Annotated in this window: 21 protein-coding genes; 13 read left to right on the top strand and 8 right to left on the bottom strand. The window is 63.0% G+C overall.

Annotated elements, in window-relative coordinates; genetic code table 11:
- Window positions 1-162 precede the first annotated feature (162 nt).
- The 5 genes from GGR47_RS16920 to GGR47_RS16940 form a co-directional block, all read right to left on the bottom strand.
- Entirely contained in the window at window positions 163-645 is a 483-nt protein-coding gene (locus GGR47_RS16920; RefSeq protein ID WP_126053417.1) for a c-type cytochrome, read from the bottom strand.
- A 12-nt stretch (window positions 646-657) separates the two neighbouring features.
- The gene (locus GGR47_RS16925; protein ID WP_061781612.1) at window positions 658-1,893 is read right to left on the bottom strand and encodes a molybdopterin-dependent oxidoreductase; all 1,236 of its coding nucleotides are present in this window, start codon (window positions 1,891-1,893) and stop codon (window positions 658-660) included.
- 89 nt (window positions 1,894-1,982) lie between these two features.
- Entirely contained in the window at window positions 1,983-3,134 is a 1,152-nt protein-coding gene (locus GGR47_RS16930; protein WP_125994337.1) for a TDT family transporter, read from the bottom strand.
- Window positions 3,131-4,003 carry a LysR family transcriptional regulator gene (locus GGR47_RS16935; RefSeq protein ID WP_061781373.1) on the bottom strand — a complete coding sequence of 291 codons (873 nt, stop codon included), beginning with the start codon at window positions 4,001-4,003 and terminating at the stop codon, window positions 3,131-3,133. The genes GGR47_RS16930 and GGR47_RS16935 overlap by 4 nt, the downstream gene beginning before the upstream one ends.
- 84 nt (window positions 4,004-4,087) lie before the next feature.
- Window positions 4,088-4,576, bottom strand: coding sequence for a DsbA family protein (locus GGR47_RS16940; RefSeq protein WP_164541310.1), 489 nt, complete (start codon window positions 4,574-4,576; stop codon window positions 4,088-4,090).
- 220 nt (window positions 4,577-4,796) lie between these two features.
- Here GGR47_RS16940 and GGR47_RS16945 point away from each other — a divergent pair, with 220 nt between their 5' ends.
- The 13 genes from GGR47_RS16945 (at window position 4,797) to GGR47_RS17005 (ending at window position 17,887) form a co-directional block, all read left to right on the top strand.
- Entirely contained in the window at window positions 4,797-5,018 is a 222-nt protein-coding gene (locus GGR47_RS16945; protein WP_061781375.1) for a hypothetical protein, read from the top strand.
- A gap of 633 nt (window positions 5,019-5,651) precedes the next feature.
- Complete coding sequence (locus GGR47_RS16950; protein ID WP_125994336.1) at window positions 5,652-6,821, top strand: YncE family protein; 1,170 nt, start codon at window positions 5,652-5,654, stop codon at window positions 6,819-6,821.
- 453 nt (window positions 6,822-7,274) lie between these two features.
- Window positions 7,275-7,760 (top strand): hypothetical protein, encoded by a 486-nt coding sequence (locus GGR47_RS16955; RefSeq protein ID WP_061781377.1) that lies wholly within the window; start codon window positions 7,275-7,277, stop codon window positions 7,758-7,760.
- 697 nt (window positions 7,761-8,457) lie between these two features.
- Window positions 8,458-9,471: an MBL fold metallo-hydrolase gene (locus tag GGR47_RS16960; RefSeq protein ID WP_241229470.1), complete on the top strand. Its 1,014-nt coding sequence runs from the start codon at window positions 8,458-8,460 to the stop codon at window positions 9,469-9,471.
- Between the two features lie 18 nt (window positions 9,472-9,489).
- Window positions 9,490-9,786: a hypothetical protein gene (locus GGR47_RS16965; protein WP_061781379.1), complete on the top strand. Its 297-nt coding sequence runs from the start codon at window positions 9,490-9,492 to the stop codon at window positions 9,784-9,786.
- Window positions 9,774-10,613, top strand: a complete 840-nt coding sequence (locus GGR47_RS16970; RefSeq protein WP_061781380.1) for an MbnB/TglH/ChrH family RiPP precursor modification enzyme — start codon at window positions 9,774-9,776, stop codon at window positions 10,611-10,613. The genes GGR47_RS16965 and GGR47_RS16970 overlap by 13 nt, the downstream gene beginning before the upstream one ends.
- Complete coding sequence (locus GGR47_RS16975) at window positions 10,600-11,310, top strand: HvfC/BufC family peptide modification chaperone (protein ID WP_061781381.1); 711 nt, start codon at window positions 10,600-10,602, stop codon at window positions 11,308-11,310. The genes GGR47_RS16970 and GGR47_RS16975 overlap by 14 nt, the downstream gene beginning before the upstream one ends.
- On the top strand, window positions 11,307-11,957 hold the full coding sequence (locus GGR47_RS16980; protein WP_082795162.1) for an HvfX family Cu-binding RiPP maturation protein: 651 nt from the start codon (window positions 11,307-11,309) through the stop codon (window positions 11,955-11,957). Before GGR47_RS16975 ends, GGR47_RS16980 begins: the two co-directional genes overlap by 4 nt.
- A 165-nt stretch (window positions 11,958-12,122) precedes the next feature.
- Complete coding sequence (locus GGR47_RS16985) at window positions 12,123-13,112, top strand: malate dehydrogenase (RefSeq protein ID WP_061781382.1); 990 nt, start codon at window positions 12,123-12,125, stop codon at window positions 13,110-13,112.
- A 31-nt stretch (window positions 13,113-13,143) separates the two neighbouring features.
- The gene (locus tag GGR47_RS16990; protein ID WP_126053449.1) at window positions 13,144-13,383 is read left to right on the top strand and encodes a hypothetical protein; all 240 of its coding nucleotides are present in this window, start codon (window positions 13,144-13,146) and stop codon (window positions 13,381-13,383) included.
- Between the two features lie 113 nt (window positions 13,384-13,496).
- Window positions 13,497-15,569 carry a catalase gene (locus GGR47_RS16995; protein ID WP_061781383.1) on the top strand — a complete coding sequence of 691 codons (2,073 nt, stop codon included), beginning with the start codon at window positions 13,497-13,499 and terminating at the stop codon, window positions 15,567-15,569.
- A 741-nt stretch (window positions 15,570-16,310) separates the two neighbouring features.
- Complete coding sequence (locus GGR47_RS17000) at window positions 16,311-17,378, top strand: molybdopterin-dependent oxidoreductase (protein WP_126053448.1); 1,068 nt, start codon at window positions 16,311-16,313, stop codon at window positions 17,376-17,378.
- Window positions 17,375-17,887 (top strand): MgtC/SapB family protein, encoded by a 513-nt coding sequence (locus GGR47_RS17005; RefSeq protein ID WP_125994329.1) that lies wholly within the window; start codon window positions 17,375-17,377, stop codon window positions 17,885-17,887. Before GGR47_RS17000 ends, GGR47_RS17005 begins: the two co-directional genes overlap by 4 nt.
- 51 nt (window positions 17,888-17,938) lie before the next feature.
- Here the strand turns inward: GGR47_RS17005 and GGR47_RS17010 are convergent, their stop codons facing one another.
- The 3 genes from GGR47_RS17010 to GGR47_RS17020 are packed head-to-tail and all read right to left on the bottom strand — an operon-like array spanning window position 17,939 to window position 20,656.
- A complete protein-coding gene (locus tag GGR47_RS17010) occupies window positions 17,939-18,709 on the bottom strand; it encodes an anti-sigma factor family protein (RefSeq protein ID WP_061781602.1) in 771 nt (256 codons plus the stop codon).
- Window positions 18,706-19,215 (bottom strand): RNA polymerase sigma factor, encoded by a 510-nt coding sequence (locus GGR47_RS17015; RefSeq protein WP_126053447.1) that lies wholly within the window; start codon window positions 19,213-19,215, stop codon window positions 18,706-18,708. The genes GGR47_RS17010 and GGR47_RS17015 overlap by 4 nt, the downstream gene beginning before the upstream one ends.
- A gap of 1 nt (window position 19,216) precedes the next feature.
- Window positions 19,217-20,656 carry a YncE family protein gene (locus tag GGR47_RS17020; protein WP_063690139.1) on the bottom strand — a complete coding sequence of 480 codons (1,440 nt, stop codon included), beginning with the start codon at window positions 20,654-20,656 and terminating at the stop codon, window positions 19,217-19,219.

A 20,656-nucleotide genomic window follows, 5' to 3' on the forward strand; every position in this document is an offset into this window, starting at 1 on the left:
CACTGCCTCCGTCATGACTCGTCTCCGCTGCTAACAAATCCATCATCAGCATCTCAGATTCGAGCCTCCAAGGCTCCGGCAGTCATGGGGTCTAACGCCACGTCAGCGCGCCGTTTAGCGTCCCAATTGGGATGGTATTTCGGGATTATGGAAGTAGATCGGTTAGCCGGTTCCACCTGAGACATCAGGAGCCACTTTGGGGTCCGGGTCCTGCGCCTTGCCGGTCGCGGGTGCCACCTTCTGGCTCGGCATAGCGGTGAGATAAGCAACGATCGCATCGACGTCCTTCTCGGCCACTGGCGCCTTATACACCTCACGCATCTTGGTGACGGTCGCCTTCCACTGATCCGCCGATAGCGCAGGCTGGGTCAGCGCCATGCTGGCTGAGTGGCACGAGGTGCAGTTGGCGTTGATGACGTCGGCGTGCGGACCATCGGGGTAGGTCGCGTCATCGACCGGCAGGTCGACGCTGGTCGAGGCGAGCGAAAAGCCGTGGGCTGAGACGCTGGCGGGCGGCGCCGGCTCGGATGTCTCGGAGATCGGGGCAGGCGCCTTGCGGCTGCTCGGCGCACCGATCGAGACCAGGATAATGCCGGTCAGGCCGATCAGGCCAGCGGCCATGATGCCGGGAGACGGGGTCTTCATGCTACTCGCTCCTCAGGCCGCGATGATGGTGGTGGTCTCGATGTTGCCGCGCATGAACCCGCCCGGGTTCCAGATCGGTTTCATCGGCTGGGCGACACCGTTGGTATTCCAGCAGCGCACCATGATCGGGTTGGGCCCGCGCCGGAGCGGCACCCGCCCGTCCCAGCGGCGAAAGCTGTACCTGCCCTCGTCCGCGCCGAGCGTCGTCTTATACCACGTCCGGCCACCGTCCGACGATACATCGACCTTGGCGACGCCGCAGTCGCCGCCCATCGCGATCCCGCCGACCGGGATCGACGCCTCATAAGCTATCGCCTGGCCATCGGGCAGGCTGGTCATCCAGCTGCGCGGGATCATGCGATTGATGGGAACGGTCGGAAAGTCCTTGGCACCGGGCGCGACATTCGCGCCGGGCGTCGCCGGTATCTTGTAGGCCTTGGCCATCCAATACTGGTCGTCAGGGCCGGGCAGTACCTCAATCGAGTTCAGCATCTTGACCCAATAGGTCGAGTACCAGCCCGGCACGATCAGCCGGCAGGGAAAGCCGTTGAGGAGCGGCAGCTGCTCGCCGTTCATGCCAAAGGCGATCATCACCTCGCCGTCGCGGGCATGGTCGATGTCGAGCGCCTTCTCGAAGTCAGGGGCGCCAGCGACCACCGGCTGATCGAGAGCGCCGAAGCGCACCTGTACCGCGCCTGCCTTGACCCCGGCGAGATCGAGCACGTCGCGCAGGCGCACGCCGAGCCATTTGGCGTTGCCCATCGCGCCATTGCCCCATTGTGCGCCGGCGACACGCGGCTGGAACAGCCCACGGCTGTTTCCCGAGCATTGGTTGACCGCCGCCATCTCGACCCGCGGCAGGCGCAGCAGCTGGGCGAGGCTGATCGACAGCGGTCCGTTGACGTGGCCGAAGACGTTGAGGCGGAAAGTCTCGACATCGATCGAGGTCGGGATGTCGGCCCAGTGCCAGCGGACGAAGAACTGGTCGTTGGGGGTGAACACCGACTTGTCGAACACGTCCATCGGCGTCTCCAGCAAGGGCGGATGGACACGCTGGAGGATCATGCTGCCCTTGCCGGGAAAGGCGCTGGTCATCGGCCGTTCGGCATTGCCGCCAGGCAGCTTCAGGTCGACGAGCTGCTGCGCCAGCGCAGGTGCTGCGGCAAGGCCGGCGCTGCCGAGGGCGGCATGCCTGAGAAAGCGGCGACGGCTGGTCTCACTCGCCAGCCCGGCGTCGAAATTGTCCATGACAAGGCTCTCCTGTGGCCAGCCACGCTGGCGGATCGAAGGGGCGTTCTGCAAGTGATCGGACCGACTGATCCGATCACCACAGCGGATCAGTTCGGGGTGGCGATGCAGGGCGAGACGAACAGGTTGCCCCGCCATGCACCGGCTAGCGTCTTGGCACCGACCAGCAGCCACATCGCCGCGAGCGCAACCGTCAGCACCGTGCCGACGATACCGAAAAACATCAGGTTCAGCGTCGTGCCGAGGCGGAAGGTGGCGACGGTGTAGACGCCGAGCGGGAAGGTGTAGCCCCACCAGCCGAGGTTGAACGGCACGCCGGCGCGCCAGTAGCGGATGGTGATGAGCGTCGCGAGCGCCAGCCACCACAGGCCGAAACCCCACAGGCAGAGCCCGGCGACGACGCCGATCCCTTGCGCGACGGTACCGACACCGGCCAGCCCGTGCGCCGCGAGGATCGCCGGCGCATCGGCCCCGAGCACCAGCATACCCAGCGCCCCGGTGCCGATCGGCCCCAGCGCCAGCCAGGAGGATGCCGCCATGCTCTCATGCGGCAGCTTGTGGAGCGCCATGCGCAGGATCAGGATGGCGAGGATGCCGAACGCGACCGGCACCGAATAGGCCCACAGCACATAGGATGTCGCAAGGGTCACCATCTGCGCGTGAGGATCGACCAGATGCGGCGCGAGCAGCCCGCCGCTGGCACCCGCCACTTCGGCAGCGACGACCGGCAGCAGCCATACCGCGGTCATGCCGTCCAGGCTGTGCTCGTGGCGGGTAAACATCAGGTACGGGATGAGCACGCCGCATGCGAGCGACATGGCGACGTCGATCCACCACAGGACGTGTGCGACCGGCACGATGCCGTTACCGAACCGCGCGATCCCGAAGGCGAGGCATCCGTTGATGATCGTCGCCAGGCCCATCGGGATGGTCCCGATGAACATAGACACGGTGTTGTGCCCGAAGATGCGCCTCGCCTCGTGCCCGAACATCACCCAGCGCGCGCCATAGAGGCCGGCGAACAGCGCGAAGAGCGCGATGTTGAAGAACCACAACATCTCGCCGACCGGCTTCAACGCAGTTCCGATGCCGGGCACCTGCGGCAGCGCGAGCGCGAGGATACCGGTGCCCATCGTCGCGGCGAACCAGTTGGGCGTGAACTGGCGGATCATCTCGCGCGGATGGTCAAGCCGGCTGAGCGGCTTGAGGCCGGTCAGGACCGAGGGGGTGTCGGCAGTCATGCGACCTGCTCCTTGATGAGGTCCGTCAGCGCGTCGGCCGCGCGGGTGCGATAGCGTTCCTTGTGGCGCAGCGCGTGAAAGGCGCGATCGGGCAACCCAAGCGGCAGCTCGACCAGATCGCCGGCCTTAAGCGCGCGTGCGACGACCAATCGCGACAACACAGCGACGCCGGCACCGGCCTCGACCGCGGTACGCACCGCCTCGTTCGACGGCAGCGTCATCGCTACCGTCAGCTGAGCCGGATCAAACCCGCGCGTTCGCAGTACGTCCTCGAAGGTCGAGCGCGTGCCCGAACCCTGCTCGCGGACGATCCAGCGTGCAGCGCGCAGCCAGGCATCGTCGATGCGTTCGGCTTCCTCGCGGCCGACCAGTACCATCGGGTCACGCCCTACGATCCAATGCGCCAGCGCCGGTTCGTCCACCTCGCCCTCGACAAAGCCGAGTTCGGCCGCGCCGCTCAGGACCTGCGCTGCTGCACCCTCAGTGTTGTCGATCGCCAGCTCGACCGCGATCTGCGGGTGGCGTTCGTGGAAGGCGGCGAGCTTTGCGGGCAACCAGTAGCTCGCGATCGTCTGGCTTGCGACGATCCGCAACGATCCACGCGCAAGCCCGGCATAGTCCGCCAGCATCGTCTCGGCATGCGCTGCCCGCCCCAGCACCGCGCGCGCTTCTTCCAGAAAGCCTCGGCCTGCCTCGGTCAGCTGGATGCCACGCCCGACGCGGTGGAACAGCGGAACGCCGTAGCGCGCTTCGAGGGCCGCAACCGCGCCGGAAGCAGCGGACTGCGTGACGTTCAGCGCCTCGGCCGCACGCGTAACGTGTTCACGCTCGGCCACGCCGACAAATATTCTCAATTGCTCCAGCGTCATGATCAATCTCCTGACGCCGATGTTAGGCTTGATTAAACAATCTATCCATCTCGTTGATCGGTTCGTTCCGATCGCATTTCATGATTAATTGCGTACCGTGGCAACCGCGCGGTCGAGCATCGCCCGGTCGATCGCGCCTGGGATCACCAGCTTGCCGATGACGATCCCCGGCGTACCCTGCAGGCCGTAGGAATGCGCCAGAGCGTCGGTTTCGCGCAAGGTCGCATCGATCGCGTCTTCCCGCGAGACGAGATCGCGACGAAGGCGGTCCATATTCAACCCGGCATGCGCCGCAGCTTGCGAGAGATCGTTTACGCTCATCTCCTTCGGTGCAGCCATCAGCGCATCGTGAAACGCAGCGTGGCGGCCTTGCATCGCGCTGGCGATAGCCCAGCGCGCTGCCTCCTTGGACGCCGAACCCAGAACCGGCCAGTCACGATAGACGATGCGGACATTTGGGTTGTCGCGGCGGAAGCCATCGAGCACCGCATGGAACGCGCGGCAATGCCCACATCGGTAATCCGAAAAGACGCTGACGACGGTTGTGGCGTCACGGGGGCCAGCGATCGGCACGTTCGCGTCATTTGAGGATATTGCTGACGGGACGATCGCTTCGCTGCACGCGGTCGTGAGTATTATCGCGCAGGCGGCCAGGGCTTGGGTCAACGTAGGCATGACGATGGCCTAGCCGCCGATCGCGTCAAAGGTCCAAACAGGATCGGTGATCGTTCCGATCGGCCTGCGCCGCACACGACGTTCGGCCATCTAGATCAACGGCAATGAATTGACCCGCATGACCGCGCCGCGGCTGATGGCTCCCGCCTTTGCGCCCGCCTGGCGGGCAGGACACTTGCCTATTTGCCAGATGACGGAAGGGCCGAACGATGCCCAGATCGTTAATGCCGTCAACTCTATATTAACGATGCTCGACGTCGAGCTGGTCGGCGCGGAGAGGATGATTACGCGCTACTCCTACCATCCCGCCAGTCTGAATCGAGCAGATGAGGTGTCCTAAGGGACGCTGACTATAGGGATCAATCAAAAATGATGATGGCACGTGTGCCGCCTAGTCGTCGAAACGTGAGCCGCATTCTACCAGTTCGCTCGTCAAATATATTCTTGTGCCGGGTTCATGTCTTGAGGCAAAAAATTGTGCTGTCTTGCTTGTAATATGATCCGCTTCGCAACGTGTATCTCACTTCCTATGAGAGAGGATGGCCGAGATGCTCAGTTAAAGCAAAGCGTCGATGATCGTCGTACTCGGCTTGTCGAACACTGTAAAACCTAATGCGCGTTCGTCATCCGAATAATGGCGGTGTGGCTTCATTCGGGTCGCAAACTACATGCCCCGCATCCGCATTTTCCCCATGGAATACGAACGCTCCCTGACCGAAAATAATTCCGGGTAGCAGCTTCATTGCCGCCAAACTTGTCAGACCTCGCGCGTATGGATCACTGTCACACGTTCATCGGTCCAATGGTTGAACATGGCCGCTACAATCGGCTGGCCGGAATGATGGGCGATAATTGATCACGATTGTGTATTGAAACCATCGTGACCACGCGTTGGACGCGAGGGGCATATCGGTCGATCTAACGGTATCGGACCGGCACGATCACCCGCTGGATCTGCGATAAGGATCAAACGATGAAAGCTGCAATCGTTCTGGTTGCCGCGATGTTGGCGTCAGCAGCGCCACTCCCGGTAACCGCTCAGGCCTATTGGGCCGCGCCCGTTGCAGATAGTTTTCCAGCTGATCTCATGGCGGTTCAGTCGCCATGGTCAAGGCCGGACATCGATCTAAGTCATCAGGACCGGATTTACGTGTCCGATCCGACATCGACGAACATTGCCGTCATCGATCCTGCCGCGGGCAGTGAATTGGGCTCGATCGACCTTTCGAAGGGCGCAATTGTCAAAACACCCTTTCTCAGCCTGAACGTCCCACGGATGGCTGCGACGCGTGACGGGCGGACGTTGGCCATATCGACATCAGCGACGAGAGGCGTTACGTTTGTGGATCTGGCTACTAACACGAAACGCGGCCGGGTCGCGTTCAAGAGTTCGCCGACCGCCGTCGCGTTTACACCCAACGGGCACGAACTCTGGGTTTCGCTCGGCGATGAAAATGCCATCGCGATCGTAGACCCTAAAATTGCGCGAGAGATCACTCGTATTCCAGCGAACGGCGGAGCGGGCGCTACCATCCTGTCGCCTAGCGGACGCTATGCCTTTGTGTCGCTCACTAAAATGCCGTCCATCATGGTCATCGACGTGGCGCATCGGCGCATCGTCGGAAATGTTGCCAGCATCGGCGATGGAGAGGGAGCAATCGCAGTGTCGCCAGACGGTAAACAGATCTGGGCGACACGCCGCGACAGCGGCACGACCACGGTTTTTGCTGCCAAGCCGCCGTTTGCGGTGCGCGAGGCGATAAAAACTGGCCCGGCGGCAGGCGCCCTCAACTTCGCCCAGCGCGCGGATGATTCTTTCGCGTATGTCGGCGTTGGTGGCGATGTACCTGCGATCAAGGTCTATAGAACCGATAGCCTGGAGGCTGTGACGACCGTCCCGCTGCAAGCACCTCCAACTGCGGTTTGGCCCTCTGGCGATGGTACGAGGATCTATGTTAGCCTAGCCGGAACTGACAAGCTCGCGACGATCGACACGCTTACGTACACCATGGCGTCGGAGATTCCGATCAGTACCGATGCTCAAAGCCTTATCTATGTTCCTGGTGCCGTCCGATCGGGTAAAGGTCTGGCCAATCTTGCCCCATTCGTACGCGATGAAGGGCGTACCTTATCAGTGCGTTAATCATTTTCAACGTCTTTCACTCTTCAAGAAATATTTTCCATAAGGACTAGTCTTCGGATAAGTTGTCCTCAGTAGTGCCGTGGTGCGATTTGTTATTTGCTGATCTGCCGGGGCGCACCCGGTGATGTTTCAGGTCAGAATAGTCTATACTCTATGAACTGCTTGCCGTGCCGTAGGTGCTGGGCCAAATACGCCGGGTGGTAATGGATTTTGAGGATTGCCCATTATCGCTGGTGGTAGATATAATTATCGCCGGTGATGCCATTATGACTTTGAAGGACATCAGTGCGGTTCTACCATCATAACCAGCCGCGTCATTAACGTCGACAGTCATAAATCTCCTTTTCAGATTGGATTGAAAAGTAAGATCAGTTGGACTGATGTGAGACGTTCAACCATCTTCTCATCGCGATGTCGCGCATCTCGCGCCCCGCCGAGAATGGAGTTCGAACGATGGCAACGCTGCCCCGACAGGTCGACCATGATGTGTCCGCCGATGACCTGATCCCGCGTCCGATGCTGACGCTGGTGCATGACGTCGACGACTACGATGCGATTGAGCGCACCGCGCCCGGCGTCGCCTCGCGCGGCGTTCACCCCGGCGCACTGCTCGGCTTGGTCGGTATCTACGCGACGATGCTCACCAGCTTCTGGACCTTCTTTGCCCGCGACACGTCGGCCGGACTGGTGATGACGATGGTGACGGTGCTGATGATCGTCTATTTCGGGCTGATCGTCGGCGGCATCCTGGCGGCTGACGCCGCCATGCCGGGGGAGCGCCAGCGCAGCTTTCGTGAATTCCTGGCCGGTCCGGTCGAAACACTGAACGACGTCGTCACCGGGCGACAGGCGGTGATCCAGATGCTGTTTCTGCCGGCCTGCATGGCAGTGCTGGCTGCGGTCATCGGGATCATCGCCCGCGTGTCGCAAATGGGGTAGGGTGATCGCACAGCGTCTGCGGAGCCGTCCGCAGGCTGCCGCAAACGGCGGAGATTGGTCGGAGCGGGCACCCTCCTGTGACGGGATGAGCCTGAAGGTAGTGGGTAAGATGCGGGAACAGCTCGACCCGTGATCTTGGCCCGCGCCCAATTCGCGTCCACGGAGGTGTTACATTTCATTTTTACGAATTTCTCGACATGATTCGTCCGCTACATGCTCGTCCCCAACATGCTTAGCTTCTGACCGGTCTACGAGTTTATCGCGATCTACTCAGTTATCGCATGAAGATATTTGCAGTTGCCTTCGGCATTGATGTCGTATTGGGCAACGCTATATCTTACCAGTTCGGCACAAATTAATCGGTGTTTTCGGCCAAGGCTGGGTCGGTGATCGGGCCCACCATGGCCTATGCGGTGCTGACCGCTTTTTTCCCTCAAAGTTCCCTTCCCCAGCGTCATGCAATTCGGGATGTGCGAGGTCGGACTATGTCGCCGCCTCGCTTATAGTGGATGCCGTCGGCGCCTTGCATCTGCTGCGCGTTGCTGAAGCGCTACGGTGGTGGCCGATGGTTTCCAGCTTAGAACTTCAACGGTCACCGTAACCGATCTCGATCCGTGATCTAAACCATCAAATCAAACGGTTGGATTGATTTAAACCGTCGGGGCATCCCCGTGTCATGGTTTCAACCTCCTCCGCCGTGACCGTGCAGCTCTCCGTGGCCGATGTGAAAACCCGGCTCGGCAATGGCGCTCCCGGAGCATCAAGGATCCCTCCAATGAAAAAGCTTTTGCGTAGCCTGCCCATGGCGGCTGTCTTGGCCACGGCATCGCCGGCGATGGCGCAGCAGGCCCCGCAATGCGGGACAAGCGGCGTTGCACTGCAGCTGCTTGGTTCGGGCGGACCGATCTCCGACGATGCCCGCGCATCGTCCGGGGCAATTATCTGGATCAATGGCAAGGCTCGCATCCTGATCGATGCCGGCGGCGGCACGTACCTGCGCTACGGCCAGTCGGGTGCTCGGCTTGAGGACCTCGATTTCATCGGCATCTCGCATTTCCACACGGATCACAGCGCCGATCTGCCCGCGATCTTGAAGGGCGGCTATTTCCTCGCCAACAGCCATGCGGTGAGGCTGGTCGGCCCGACGGGCAATACCAACTTTCCCAGCATGACCGGGTTCTTCCAGCGCGAGTTCGGCAAAGGGCGGGGATCGTTCGCCTACCTGTCTGGTCTGTCCTCGGCCAGTGAAGGATTGAAGCTCGACGTTCACGCTTTCGACGTCAATGTCGCCAAACCAACGCCGACCCTGGTGTGGCGCGGTGACGGCGTGACCATCACCGCGCTCGGTATCCCGCATGGCGATGTGCCCGCCCTCGCCTTTCGCATCGAAACGCCCAAGGGCGTGATCGTGCTGTCCGCCGACCAGAACGGCAGCCGGCGTGAGTTCCTGGACTTCGCGCGTGGCGCCGACATCCTGATGATGCCGGCGGCGATCGACGACGATGCCGACACCGCCTCGCGCTTCCTGCACGCCCCGCCGACCGTGGTGGGCAAGATCGCGGCGGCAACGCACCCCAGGATGCTGGTGCTGGACCACTTCATGGGCCGGTCGCTGCGCGACAAGGATCACAACATCCAGATCATCCGCGGCTTCTACCACGGCCCGGTCGCCGCGGGACGCGACCTGTCCTGTTTCCCCTTGTCCCGCTGACCCCAAGGAGTTGTTGTCATGAAGCGTGAACTGATTCTCGGCATCGCCGTCACCTCGCTGGCCGCCAGCGCGGCGCAGGCGGCAGAGGCCGCACCCGCCGCGACCACCACCGCCAGCCCGGCGGCGCACGGCGGCGGCAAATGCGCCAGCGGCAAGTGCGGCACGGAAAAAATCTATGCCCAGACCAAGCTGAAGCAGGACCCCAGCGGCCAGTTGGTCCGCGCCCGCGACGGCCAGTGCGGCCTGAGCGGCAAGGGATACAAGGTCGCGCAGACCAGCCAGGACCGGCTGGCCGAGGGCGTATGCGGCCGCTGAGAGCCACCGCCCGCGGCGTGGGCCTTCGTCCGGAACTGGTCGCGCCCTTGTGCGACCAGCCCCGGCGGGGCGACATCGATTTCCTCGAGATCGCGCCGGAAAATTGGCTCGGGCTCGGCGGACGTAAGCGCGACCAGCTCGACCGCCTCGCGGACATCTACCCGCTGGTAGCGCACGGGCTGAGCCTGTCGATCGCCGATCCGCAACCGCTGAACCGGAAATTCCTGGCCGATGTCCGGCGTTTTCTCGACGATTACGGTATCGACCTGTACAGCGATCACCTCAGCCTGTCGCGCGACGAGACCGGCTATCTCTACGACCTGCTGCCGGTGCCCCGGCGAGCGTCCAACCTCGATTATCTGGCCGATCGCATCGACCAGGTGCAGGAGGCGACCGGGCGCCGACTCGTGCTGGAGAACATCTCTTATTACCATGGCTTCCCGGACCAGATGCCGGAGGCCGAGTTCATCTCGGCGCTGGTCGAGCGGTCGGGTTGCGGTCTCCTGCTGGACATCAACAACGCTTATGTGAACGCGCACAACCATCACGAGGATGCACTGGCGTTCGTCACCGCGCTGCCGTCCGACGCGATCGCTTATTACCATATCGCCGGCCATCTGGAACTGGAGGACGGCACGCTGCTCGACACGCATGGCACGCCGGTCGCCGAGGCGGTGATCGCGCTTGGCCGGTCGGTGTGGCAGTGCCACGGGGCACGACCGCTGCTGCTAGAGCGCGACAATTTCGTGCCCTCGCTCGACGAGCTGGCTGGGGAGGTGGCGGCGGTGCAGGCGGCCATGGCGGAGCCGGCCCATGCGCTCGCCTGACGCGGCCGCGCCCGCCCGGCTGCGCGAGGAGGTGGCGGGCCTTGCGGGCCAGGCGCGGCGCGATCCCAGCGATCTGTACGGCCAACTGCTCCGCGAGAATGTCGCCGGAGCCATCCGCAGCAGTTTTCCTGCCGTGGCGCGCATGGCAGGCAAGGCCGTGGTGGTCAGGGCGGCGGATGCATTCGTCGCCGCACATCCCGCCAGCCGGCCGCAATTCCACCAGATCGCCACGGAATTCGTGCTGTTCGTCCAAGGGCAGCCGGTGCTGCCGTCTGCGCTGATGCCCATCATCGAATATGAATGGGTGTTGCTCCAAGTGGAGATCGACCCGGCGGCGCTGTCGGACGATGCCGCCGGGAGCACCGATGCGGCTGGGCCGGTCACGGCCAATCCTACGCTGCGCGTGGTCATGCTGCCGTTCGATCCCGCGCTCATCGATGCGAACGACAGCCTCAAACCCGCGCCACCGCGTCCGCACGGGGTGTACCGGACGCGCGAGCATCATGTCCTCACCCGCCCGCTGACCGTCAGCGACTGCCTGCTGCTGGACCGCCTGGAGCAGGAAGAGGCGATGACATCGCGAGGACTGGCCGAAGCCGTCGAACCATCCCTCTTACCGCTGGTACCCGACTGGATCGGGCAAGGCCTTGCCAAACAGCTTCTCGTTTTTGCCGATCAGAAGGACACTTCCCGATGATGATCTTCCGCTGGCTGAATACCGCGTTCCGTCGCGTCCAGCTCCTCGACTTCCTGCCGCTGCTTGCGATCCGTCTCTATCTGATCCCGATTTTCTATGAAGGGGCCCATGCCAAACTGACGGGCTTCTCCGCGCTAGTACAATGGTTTGGTGCACCCGCGGCACAGGGCGGGCTCAACATGCCCGCCCCGTTGCTTATGGCGACACTGGCCACCGCAACCGAAACAGCGGGCTGCATCTGCCTCGCGCTTGGCCTTTTCACGCGGTTGATCTCGATCCCGCTGATGGTAACCATGACGGTCGCCGGTCTGTCGGTCCACTGGTCGCATGGATGGGCCGCGATCGCGGGCAAGACGGCGGAATCGACCCTTCGCTTCCAGGGTTTCATGGAATGGCTGGCGCAGAACTTCCCCGGTCGGTTCAACTACATCACTCAGCTGGGCGATCCAATTATTCTGAACAATGGGATCGAATTCACCGTCACCTATGTCATCATGCTGGCGGTGCTGCTGTTCTATGGCGGCGGACGCTTCTTCAGCATCGACTATTGGCTGGCGCACAAGCAGCCGCGGCTGCTTGGTTGGCTGACGCCTGAATGCGGCGATGCGGCGCTTGTACGCCCAACCGGTTCGCCGCTGCTGACATAATCGACGGGGTTTCCTGGACCAACAATCAAGGCGGCCGAACAATCGTCTACGCAGATTGACACGCCTACTTTCGAGACGAGACACCCTAACGGTGAAGAGCGGGCTGCAATACGCTCTCCGCTCTTCCCCCTTCTTCCTTGTCAGGCTTCATTCAAGGATTTCAATATGTCAGCCAAGACTCCCGTCCGGATTGCCGTTAGCGGCGCCGCTGGTCAAATCTGTTACGCTCTCCTGTTTCGGATCGCACGCGGCGACCTCCTCGGTCCCGATCAACCCGTCCGGCTTCAGCTCCTCGACCTCGAGCAAGCTCTCCCGGCGGTCTGGGGCGTTGTGATGGAGCTTGAGGACTGCGCGTTCCCACTGCTCGACAGCGTCGACGTCACAGCCGATCCGCACGTCGCATTCGCCGACATCGATGCTGCGTTCCTGGTTGGATCCCGACCCCGCTCGAAGGGTATGGAGCGCCGCGACCTGCTCGCCGCCAATGCTGCCATTTTCCGCACGCAAGGCCATGCTTTGGATCGTGCGGCAAAGCGTGAGGCGAAGGTGCTGGTCGTCGGCAACCCGGCTAACACCAACGCCTGGGTTCTGGCCGAACATGCTCCAGGCTTTGCCCGCGACAACATCACGTCGATGATCCGGCTCGACCACAATCGCGCTGCCAGTCAATTGGCGGCACAGGCAAACGTCAACGTGGGCGAGATCGAGCAGCTCGCGGTCTGGGGCAACCATTCGCCGACCATGTATGCTGACTGGACGAATGCGATGGTTCGCGCGGAGCCATTACCTCGTATTATCGGCGACCCAGAATGGTGTACCGATACGATGATCCCCCAAGTGGCGCAGCGTGGCACCGCGATCATCGAGGCGCGCGGCGCATCCTCGGCCGCGTCTGCCGCCAACGCGGCGCTCGATCATATGCGTGACTGGCTGCTGGGCTCGGACGGACGCTGGGTTTCGATGGGCCTGTCTTCGACCGGCGAATACGATATTCCGCAGGGGCTGATGTGCGGCGTGCCAGCGATCTGCTCACCCGGATCGGTCGAGCGCGTATCAGGGCTGCGGCTCGACGATTTCCAGCACATCATGATCCAACGTAGCGTTGCTGAACTCGTGCAGGAACGCGATGCGGTGTCACTGTTGCTCAAGCAATAACGACGTTTTTGTCATGCAGGAGTGAGGCATCATGCAAGATATCAAGGACGAACAAACCTATCTCGCGCGGCGCGAACGCGCGGAGCGAACGCTGGCTATGTCCTCCGTTCACGAATGTGCACGGGCAGCGCACCTTCGGTTGGCTGCCCTTTACTCGGCCAAGCGCGCCTCGCTTTTCAATGATGGTGGGAGCATGACGAACAACCTGCCGTCCGACGATCCGCTTTCACGGCGATCAGATCAAATCGAGATTATCCGAGCCCCCGCCTGATACGGTCCGTACGACGTCCTTGTTCGCCCTCACGCGCTACGATCGTGTCGATTTGCGAGCAACCCCCGGACGGTTGAGATCGTTCTTTTTCATCCAGCTACTTGAGGTGCTTCATGACCGACGTACGCAAGACCGAATTCGGTAACGGCGGCGAGCCGCACCAGCAGCCGCTCGGCGAGGATGACGTGTTGACCACCAATCACGGCGTTCCCGTCAGCGATAATCAGAACAGCCTGAAGTCTGGAAAGCGGGGTCCGACGCTGCTCGAGGATTTCGTGCTGCGTGAAAAAATCTTCCATTTCGATCACGAGCGTATACCGGAACGAATTGTTCATGCGCGCGGATCCGGCGCCCACGGCGTATTCGAAGCGACGGACGACATCAGCGATCTGTCACGGGCTGCGGTATTTACCAAGGGCGAGAAGACCGAGGTGTTCGTCCGCTTCTCGACGGTGACGGGCGGAGCCGGTTCGGTGGACACGCCGCGCGACGTTCGCGGCTTTGCGGTCAAGTTCTACACCCGCGAAGGCAATTGGGACCTCGTCGGCAACAATATCCCAGTGTTCTTCATCCAGGACGCCATCAAGTTCCCCGACCTGATCCATTCCGTGAAGATGGAAGCCGATCGCGCCTATCCGCAGGCGGCGACTGCTCACGACACCTTCTGGGATTGGGCGTCGCTGATGCCCGAGACGACCCACATGCTGATGTGGGCAATGTCGGATCGCGTACTGCCGCGTTCGTTCCGCATGATGGAGGGGTTCGGCGTCCATACCTTCCGGCTCGTCAACGCGGAAGGAAGATCGAGCTTCGTCAAGTTCCACTGGAAGCCACGGCTGGGCCTTCAATCGACGATCTGGGATGAGGCAAACAAGCTCCAGGCCGCTGACAATGATTATCAGCGGCGCGACCTGTGGGAGGCAATCGATACGGGCGCTTTTCCGCAATGGGATCTCGGCATCCAGGTGTTCGATCAGGCGTTCGCCGAGGCTCAGCCCTATGACGTGCTGGATGCGACCAAGCTGATACCTGAGGAGGACGTTCCCGTCCGGGTCATCGGTACGCTGACCCTGAATCGCAATCCCGACAATTTCTTTGCGGAGACCGAGCAGGTTGCATTCCTGCCGACGAACATCGTGCCGGGGATCGATTTCACCAACGATCCGCTGCTGCAGGGGCGTCTGTTCAGTTACCTGGATACGCAGAAGTCACGGCTCGGCACGACTAACTTCCATCAGATCCCGATCAATGCGCCGCGGTGTCCCTTTGCCAACTTCCAGCGCGATGGCCTGATGCAGACGCGGGTGCCGAAGGGACGTGCGAATTACGAACCGAACAGTCTGGCGGAGCATGGCGAGGAAGGTGGCCCGCGCGCGAGCATGGAGCGCGGGTTCGTCACGACCAACGCGGCGACCGGCGCGGACGAGGAGGGCGACAAGATGCGGGTTCGCACCGAGCTGTTCGCCGACCACTATAGCCAGGCCCGGCTGTTCTATCGTTCGCAAACAGAAAGCGAGCAGGCGCATATCGCGTCGGCCTATGTTTTCGAGCTGTCGAAGGTGGGGCTGCTCGACAAGGTGCCTGCGCGCATGGTCGCCAATCTGCGCAACGTCGACGAGGACCTGGCACGCCGGGTCGCCGATGGGCTCGGGATCGATCTTCCCGAGGCCACGCCGGCTGCCCGGCCGACGATCGACATGCCGCCTTCGGATGCACTGTCGATCCACAAGAACATGAAGCCTGTTCTTGAAGGTCGCGCCGTCGGCATTCTCATCGCCGATGGTACGAACGCCGAAGGGTTGGCGAAGCTCGTCGCGGCGATCGAGGCCGAGAAGGGCAAGGCGGTGATCGTCGCGCCAAAGATCGGCATCACTTTGTCTGACGGCAGTAAGCGCAAGGCGGATGGGCAGCTGGCTGGTACCCCAAGCCAGATCTTCGATGCTGTCGCGATCCTGGTGAACGAGGAGGGATGCGCTTCACTCTTGAAGCAGGGGCCGGCCATTCAGTTCGTCATGGATGCCTTCGGGCATCTCAAGGCGATCGGTATGACCGAAGCGACGAAGCCGTTGCTCGAGAAAGCCGGCGTCGAGCCGGACGATGGCGTGGTCGACGTCGATCACGATTTTGTGGAAGCTGCAGCAAAGCGCTTCTACAAGCGTGAGTCCGACGTGCGTCTTCTCGCCTGACTGCTTTACGGCCCTACGTCTCATGGCGTGGGGCCGTTTAGTTTAGGAATTGCGCCGCCCAATCATGTCGAACGACGTGCAGCCTAATGCCGTGTCCTCCAGTGCGATGCCGACAGCCGCTGCAAGAGCACCGCCAGCGCCTGCCCAATCCGCCATCGGTCAGTGGCCAGTTTCACGGAGACGTGCGCGGCACGCGAAGCGCTAATGTTACCCGGCGCCTTGGCATCGAGCGTGTCGGCTAAGCTGAACGAGCCTGCTACCCGACGTCCGGTAATGACGTCCAGCCAGGTTGGCCTATCGTCGCGGTTAACTGTTACTGAAGCGACTGCGAAGCGTGGGCCCTGCCGATCGACATCCATCGTACGGCGATTAAACCGTTCGTCCGGCGGTCCGTCGCTCTCGTCAGCGAGTGCGCCCGCGATGAGTTGACTGATGCCACGCTCGGCATTCGCCGCCGACTCCGGCAGGGTCGCCACATCGTACACCGCCGATGGCTTAACAGCCTCGATGCTAGGCTGGGACAGCGCCTCCGCTGCTTTGATGACGTATTCGCACTCCGGGACATCGACGAATATTCTGAGCTACTCCAGGGTCATGCGCATATATCGCGCGTCTTGATCAAGACGACTAACCGTTTGATGCGTTCGTTCCAATCTGCATATCGGAACGATCAACAATTCTTCATCTGCGATGACCTCCGATATTTGAAGCGATCCGCGCGCTCGCGGCGTTTGATCGTTCATGACCGATATGATCGAGCGCAAATCCGATCCCTACAACGCCGAGCCGACGCCCGGCGCGCTGATCGAGCGGTTCCTGACGCCGCAGGCGCTGTTCTATGTGCGCAGCCATGGTGCGGTGCCTGATCTGCCTGCCGATCATCGGATCGAAGTGAGCGGGACGGGCATGGCGAGCCGCTCCTTCTCGGTGCAGGAGCTGAAGAGCACGTTTGCCACGCGCACGGTGACGGCAGTTCTCCAGTGCGCCGGCAACCGGCGCACGGATCTCCAGCAGGTCGCCAAGACAGCCGGCGACCCGTGGGACGTTGGCGCGATCGGCAATGCGGAGTGGACCGGCGTACGACTGTCCGACGTGCTGGATGCCGTCGGTGCGCCGGATGCGTCCGACCTGTTCGTGGCGTTTACCGGCGCGGACGAGGTGGACGTGGAGGGCGAGGAAGCCTTGTTCGGGGTATCGATCGCCATGAGCAAGGCGCGGGAGCCCGACGTCCTCATCGCCTGGGCGATGAATGGCGAGCCGCTGACGCCCGAACACGGTGCCCCGCTCCGCATGGTGGTGCCGGGCTATGCCGGCGTGCGCAGCGCCAAATGGCTGACACGGATCGAGGTGCGCGACGCACCCTCCGACGCACCGATCCAGTCGCACGACTACAAGCTCTTTCCCGCCGATGTGACGAGCGACACCGTCGACTGGAGCCAGGGTCTGACCATCAATGCCATGCCGCTCAACGCCGCGATCTGCTCGCCAGCCTCGGGTGATGCTCTGTCGGCCGGGGAGGTGCGGATCGAGGGTTACGCCATCGCCTATGAGCGCCGCGTCTCGCGCGTCGAGGTGTCGGTAAACGGTGGTCGCGACTGGCAACAGGCGACGTTTGCCGATGATCCGGAGACGCACTGGGGTTGGCGGCGCTGGACCCTCGACGCCACGCTCGCGAAGGGGCGCCAGCACCTTGTCGTGCGCGCCTTTGACGGGGCTGGACAGGGTCAGCCCGAACGACCGGACACGATGTGGAACTTCGCCGGCTATCTGTGCACCGCCTGGCATCACGTGCACGTGCTGGTCGAATGATCGAAGCGTCAGCGGCATCGGACATCGGCTTCTGGATCGACGCGATCGGGCGGCTGGTGGTGGCGACTGCGGCCGGGATGGTGCTCGGCTGGGAACGCTCGCGCGAGAACCGGCAGATCATGGGCTTGCGAACGCTGGGTCTGGTCGGTCTGGCGAGCTGCATCGCCGTGCAGGCGATCGTGCATAGTGGCTTGCCGAACGTAAACGCCGATGCCGCAGGACGGGCGATGCAGGGCATTCTGTCCGGCGTCGGCTTCATCGGTGCCGGTGCGGTGCTGCGGGTCGGCCAGGGTCAGGAAGTGCATGGTTTGGCGACCGCCGCGTGCATCTGGGTCACCGCCACGATCGGCGCGGCAGCGGGATTGGCAGTGTGGCCGCTCATCGTCGGCGGGGTGAGCCTCGCAATGCTCGTCCTGTTCGTCGGAGCGCCGCTGGAACGCCGCATACGCGAGCGCGCCAGGCTGACGCCGGCCGAGGCCGACAGGAAGGATGCCGAGCGCAAGCCGTGATCTCGGCGGTCCACCCAGTGCCTGTCGGCGCCGAGAAGCGGCAAGGCGCTATCAGGACACAAGCGCGGCATCGGCCTGCCGCCGGACCTCATCAGCGATCGGATGCAGTTCGGCCGCGGGTCGCTCGCCCACCACACTATAGCCGATCCCGTCGACCGCCCATGTGACCCGGCCCATCGTCCCGCTGGACGTGCTGGTCATGCTCGCGGTCTTGTCGATCTGCATGGGCCTCGTCAGCACCGCAAGTTTCGACGCTTGCGGTCCGTCGTAGAGGAGCAGTGCCGCAGGGCCGTGGGGCGTCGCGACCAATCGCCCCCCGCCATAGTGGTAACCGGCTGTGCTGAGGTCCGGGATGGTCACGCGCTCACCCAATCGGGCGGAGGTCCACCGGATCAGCATGGCGCGCTGGTCGGGGCCGATTTCCGCCGGTCGTATCCGGTCGGCGGCATAGACCCGGAAATTGTCACTCGCCTCGTTGGCCAGCGCCGCGATGCCCGCGCGGGGTTCGCCGCTCCACCGCGCGCTCGACCACCCCCCGCCAAACCCGACCGCCAGCAGAAGCGACGCGGCGATGGCGAGTTGCCAACGCGGTTGGCGTTGCCGTCCCCTGATGGCTGCGACGCGCATCGTCGCCGGGATCGGTTCATCCGCGATGGGAGCGAACAGCGATGCAAGGGCTCGCGCCTGCTCCGCCCGCTCCCGCAAACGGGCATGCACGTCCGGCTGGCCGTCAAGGTAAGCGTCGACCAGGCGCTGCCGCTCGGGCGACAGCCTGCCATCGATCCATGCGGCCAGATCGTCCTCGCCGATCGGGCTGGTCATTGCACGCTCCTCAATCGCGGCCGTTCACCCTCCCGGAGGAGTATCGCCAGACGGTCGCGCCCCCGGGATATGCGCGACATCACCGTGCCCAGCGGCACGCCGACGACGGCAGCGACCTCCGCATAGGGCAGCCCCTCGACCGAGACGAGGAGCAGCACCGTTCGCTGTTCCTCAGGCAACGCATCAAGCGCGCGCAGCAGGTCGCGGTGGTGCAGGCCTGTATCCTGATCGGCCGGGCGGCCGAGCGCAGCGTCGTCCACGAGGTGGAGCGGAACCGCCGTGCCTCGCCGGTTATGCTGCCGCTGATGGTCGACCAACAGGTTGTGCAGGATCGTATAGACCCACGGGCGCACCTCCACGCCGCGTCGCTGTCGCCAGCGCCCGACTGCGCGCTCGAGGCAATCCTGCACCACGTCATCCGCCATCGCCCGATCGCGCAACCACGATCGGGCATAGCGGCGCAGGCCGGGGATCAGGGGTTCGATCGCGGCGGCAAGCGGGTCCATCTCAGTCGCGCTGCACCTGCACGATGCGACCCGGCGCGCCGTTCACCACCTCCGCGACAGCCAGAAAGCGCCGGGGCGCCGCGGTGCTGCCCTGAACGATCTGCCGGATCGGCCCCGATGCGTTGACGATCGCCGCACCTGCCGGGTTGCTCATGAAGTTCGCAAGCGGCTCTACCGCACCGCTGCCGTCCGCGTTGGCGGTCAGCACGAGCATGTAAGGCTTCTTGGGCTGCAAACCGGTAACGGCACTTTGCACGACCTGGATGATGCCCTGGTCGAAGAGGGTGATGCTGCTTGCCGCACCATTGCCGCCAACCGGCCCCATGGTCAGATGCACCGCCTTGCCGGCCGTACCGAGCGGTTGGAGATTGTCGGTGCCGGGGCCTGTCGGGACAGCGTTCGGCACATAGGCGATCGCCTGCGGTGCCTGTCCGACCGGCACGGTGGCGACCACCTTGTTGCCTGTGGTGTCGATTGCGGCGAGTTCATCGGCATTCTCCAGCCCGACATAGATGCGCCGGCCGTCGCCCGATGGCCAGACGCCGTGCGGCATCTTGCCGACCGGGATGGTGGCGACGGGCGCGAAATCGGACGTGCGGAACACCTTCACCGCGTTTTCCCCGCCTACCGTGACGTACGCGAACTGTCCCCTGACCGTGCGGGCGAAGTTGACGTGATTGGTGATCGGCCCGGTATCCAGCACCTTGAGGATTGCGAAGGGTGGCCTGGCATCGAATGCGACCGTCTTGCCGATGTCCTTCAGCGTGAACCACACCTGCTTGCCGTCCGGCGTCGCGGCGATGTTGGGACAGAATGGGCTCGGCTGTGCCACCTGTCCGACCTGCGCGTGGGTTGCGACATCGAACACGGCCAGCACCGGATTGAACGACGAACAGACATAGCCGTATCGGCCATCGGGCGAGAAGATCGTCATACCCGGACCACCGGGCGTCTTGATGCGCCCGGTTTCCTTGTACGTCGTAGGGTCGAGCACGGCGATATAGTCCTCGCCGCGGACGGTGACCCAGACTTCCTTGCCGTTCGGTGTAAAGAACGCCTCGTGCGGACTGCGCCCGACATAAGTCGTATGCTTGACGGTGTTGGTGGCGGTGTCGATCCACGACACGGCGTTCGATGCGATCGACACGACCGCGAGGGTCTTCCCGTCCGGCGAGAAGCCGAGTCCGTGAACCAGCACCTGCCCCTTGTAGAGCGGTGAAAAATTCATCGGCTGCGGATCGCCAAGCTTGATGACGCCGAGCAGCCGGTTGTCGGCCGGGTCCGTCACCGACACCGTGTTGGAGAATTGTTCGGATGCATAGACGCGGTCGCGGTGGCTGACAGGCACGTCCCTGGCGTTCCACGGCGCCTGCTGGGCCATGGCGATGCCCGGTGCGGCGCTTATCAGCAAGGCGGCCGAGCGCAGGATGGTCCGGATCAT

The organism is Sphingomonas aquatilis (genome assembly GCF_014196115.1).
Classification (GTDB): Bacteria; Pseudomonadota; Alphaproteobacteria; order Sphingomonadales; family Sphingomonadaceae; genus Sphingomonas; species Sphingomonas aquatilis.

Bases quoted from the DNA above. Each gene is read 5' to 3' on its own strand.
- GGR47_RS16920 (WP_126053417.1), bottom strand. From the start codon at position 645: ATGAAGACCCCGTCTCCCGGCATCATGGCCGCTGGCCTGATCGGCCTG.
- GGR47_RS16925 (WP_061781612.1), bottom strand. From the start codon at position 1,893: ATGGACAATTTCGACGCCGGGCTGGCGAGTGAGACCAGCCGTCGCCGC.
- GGR47_RS16930 (WP_125994337.1), bottom strand. From the start codon at position 3,134: ATGACTGCCGACACCCCCTCGGTCCTGACCGGCCTCAAGCCGCTCAGC.
- GGR47_RS16935 (WP_061781373.1), bottom strand. From the start codon at position 4,003: ATGACGCTGGAGCAATTGAGAATATTTGTCGGCGTGGCCGAGCGTGAA.
- GGR47_RS16945 (WP_061781375.1), top strand. From the start codon at position 4,797: ATGACCGCGCCGCGGCTGATGGCTCCCGCCTTTGCGCCCGCCTGGCGG.
- GGR47_RS16950 (WP_125994336.1), top strand. From the start codon at position 5,652: ATGAAAGCTGCAATCGTTCTGGTTGCCGCGATGTTGGCGTCAGCAGCG.
- GGR47_RS16955 (WP_061781377.1), top strand. From the start codon at position 7,275: ATGGCAACGCTGCCCCGACAGGTCGACCATGATGTGTCCGCCGATGAC.
- GGR47_RS16965 (WP_061781379.1), top strand. From the start codon at position 9,490: ATGAAGCGTGAACTGATTCTCGGCATCGCCGTCACCTCGCTGGCCGCC.
- GGR47_RS16970 (WP_061781380.1), top strand. From the start codon at position 9,774: ATGCGGCCGCTGAGAGCCACCGCCCGCGGCGTGGGCCTTCGTCCGGAA.
- GGR47_RS16975 (WP_061781381.1), top strand. From the start codon at position 10,600: ATGCGCTCGCCTGACGCGGCCGCGCCCGCCCGGCTGCGCGAGGAGGTG.
- GGR47_RS16980 (WP_082795162.1), top strand. From the start codon at position 11,307: ATGATGATCTTCCGCTGGCTGAATACCGCGTTCCGTCGCGTCCAGCTC.
- GGR47_RS16985 (WP_061781382.1), top strand. From the start codon at position 12,123: ATGTCAGCCAAGACTCCCGTCCGGATTGCCGTTAGCGGCGCCGCTGGT.
- GGR47_RS16990 (WP_126053449.1), top strand. From the start codon at position 13,144: ATGCAAGATATCAAGGACGAACAAACCTATCTCGCGCGGCGCGAACGC.
- GGR47_RS16995 (WP_061781383.1), top strand. From the start codon at position 13,497: ATGACCGACGTACGCAAGACCGAATTCGGTAACGGCGGCGAGCCGCAC.
- GGR47_RS17000 (WP_126053448.1), top strand. From the start codon at position 16,311: ATGACCGATATGATCGAGCGCAAATCCGATCCCTACAACGCCGAGCCG.
- GGR47_RS17005 (WP_125994329.1), top strand. From the start codon at position 17,375: ATGATCGAAGCGTCAGCGGCATCGGACATCGGCTTCTGGATCGACGCG.
- GGR47_RS17010 (WP_061781602.1), bottom strand. From the start codon at position 18,709: ATGACCAGCCCGATCGGCGAGGACGATCTGGCCGCATGGATCGATGGC.
- GGR47_RS17015 (WP_126053447.1), bottom strand. From the start codon at position 19,215: ATGGACCCGCTTGCCGCCGCGATCGAACCCCTGATCCCCGGCCTGCGC.
- GGR47_RS17020 (WP_063690139.1), bottom strand. From the start codon at position 20,656: ATGATCCGGACCATCCTGCGCTCGGCCGCCTTGCTGATAAGCGCCGCA.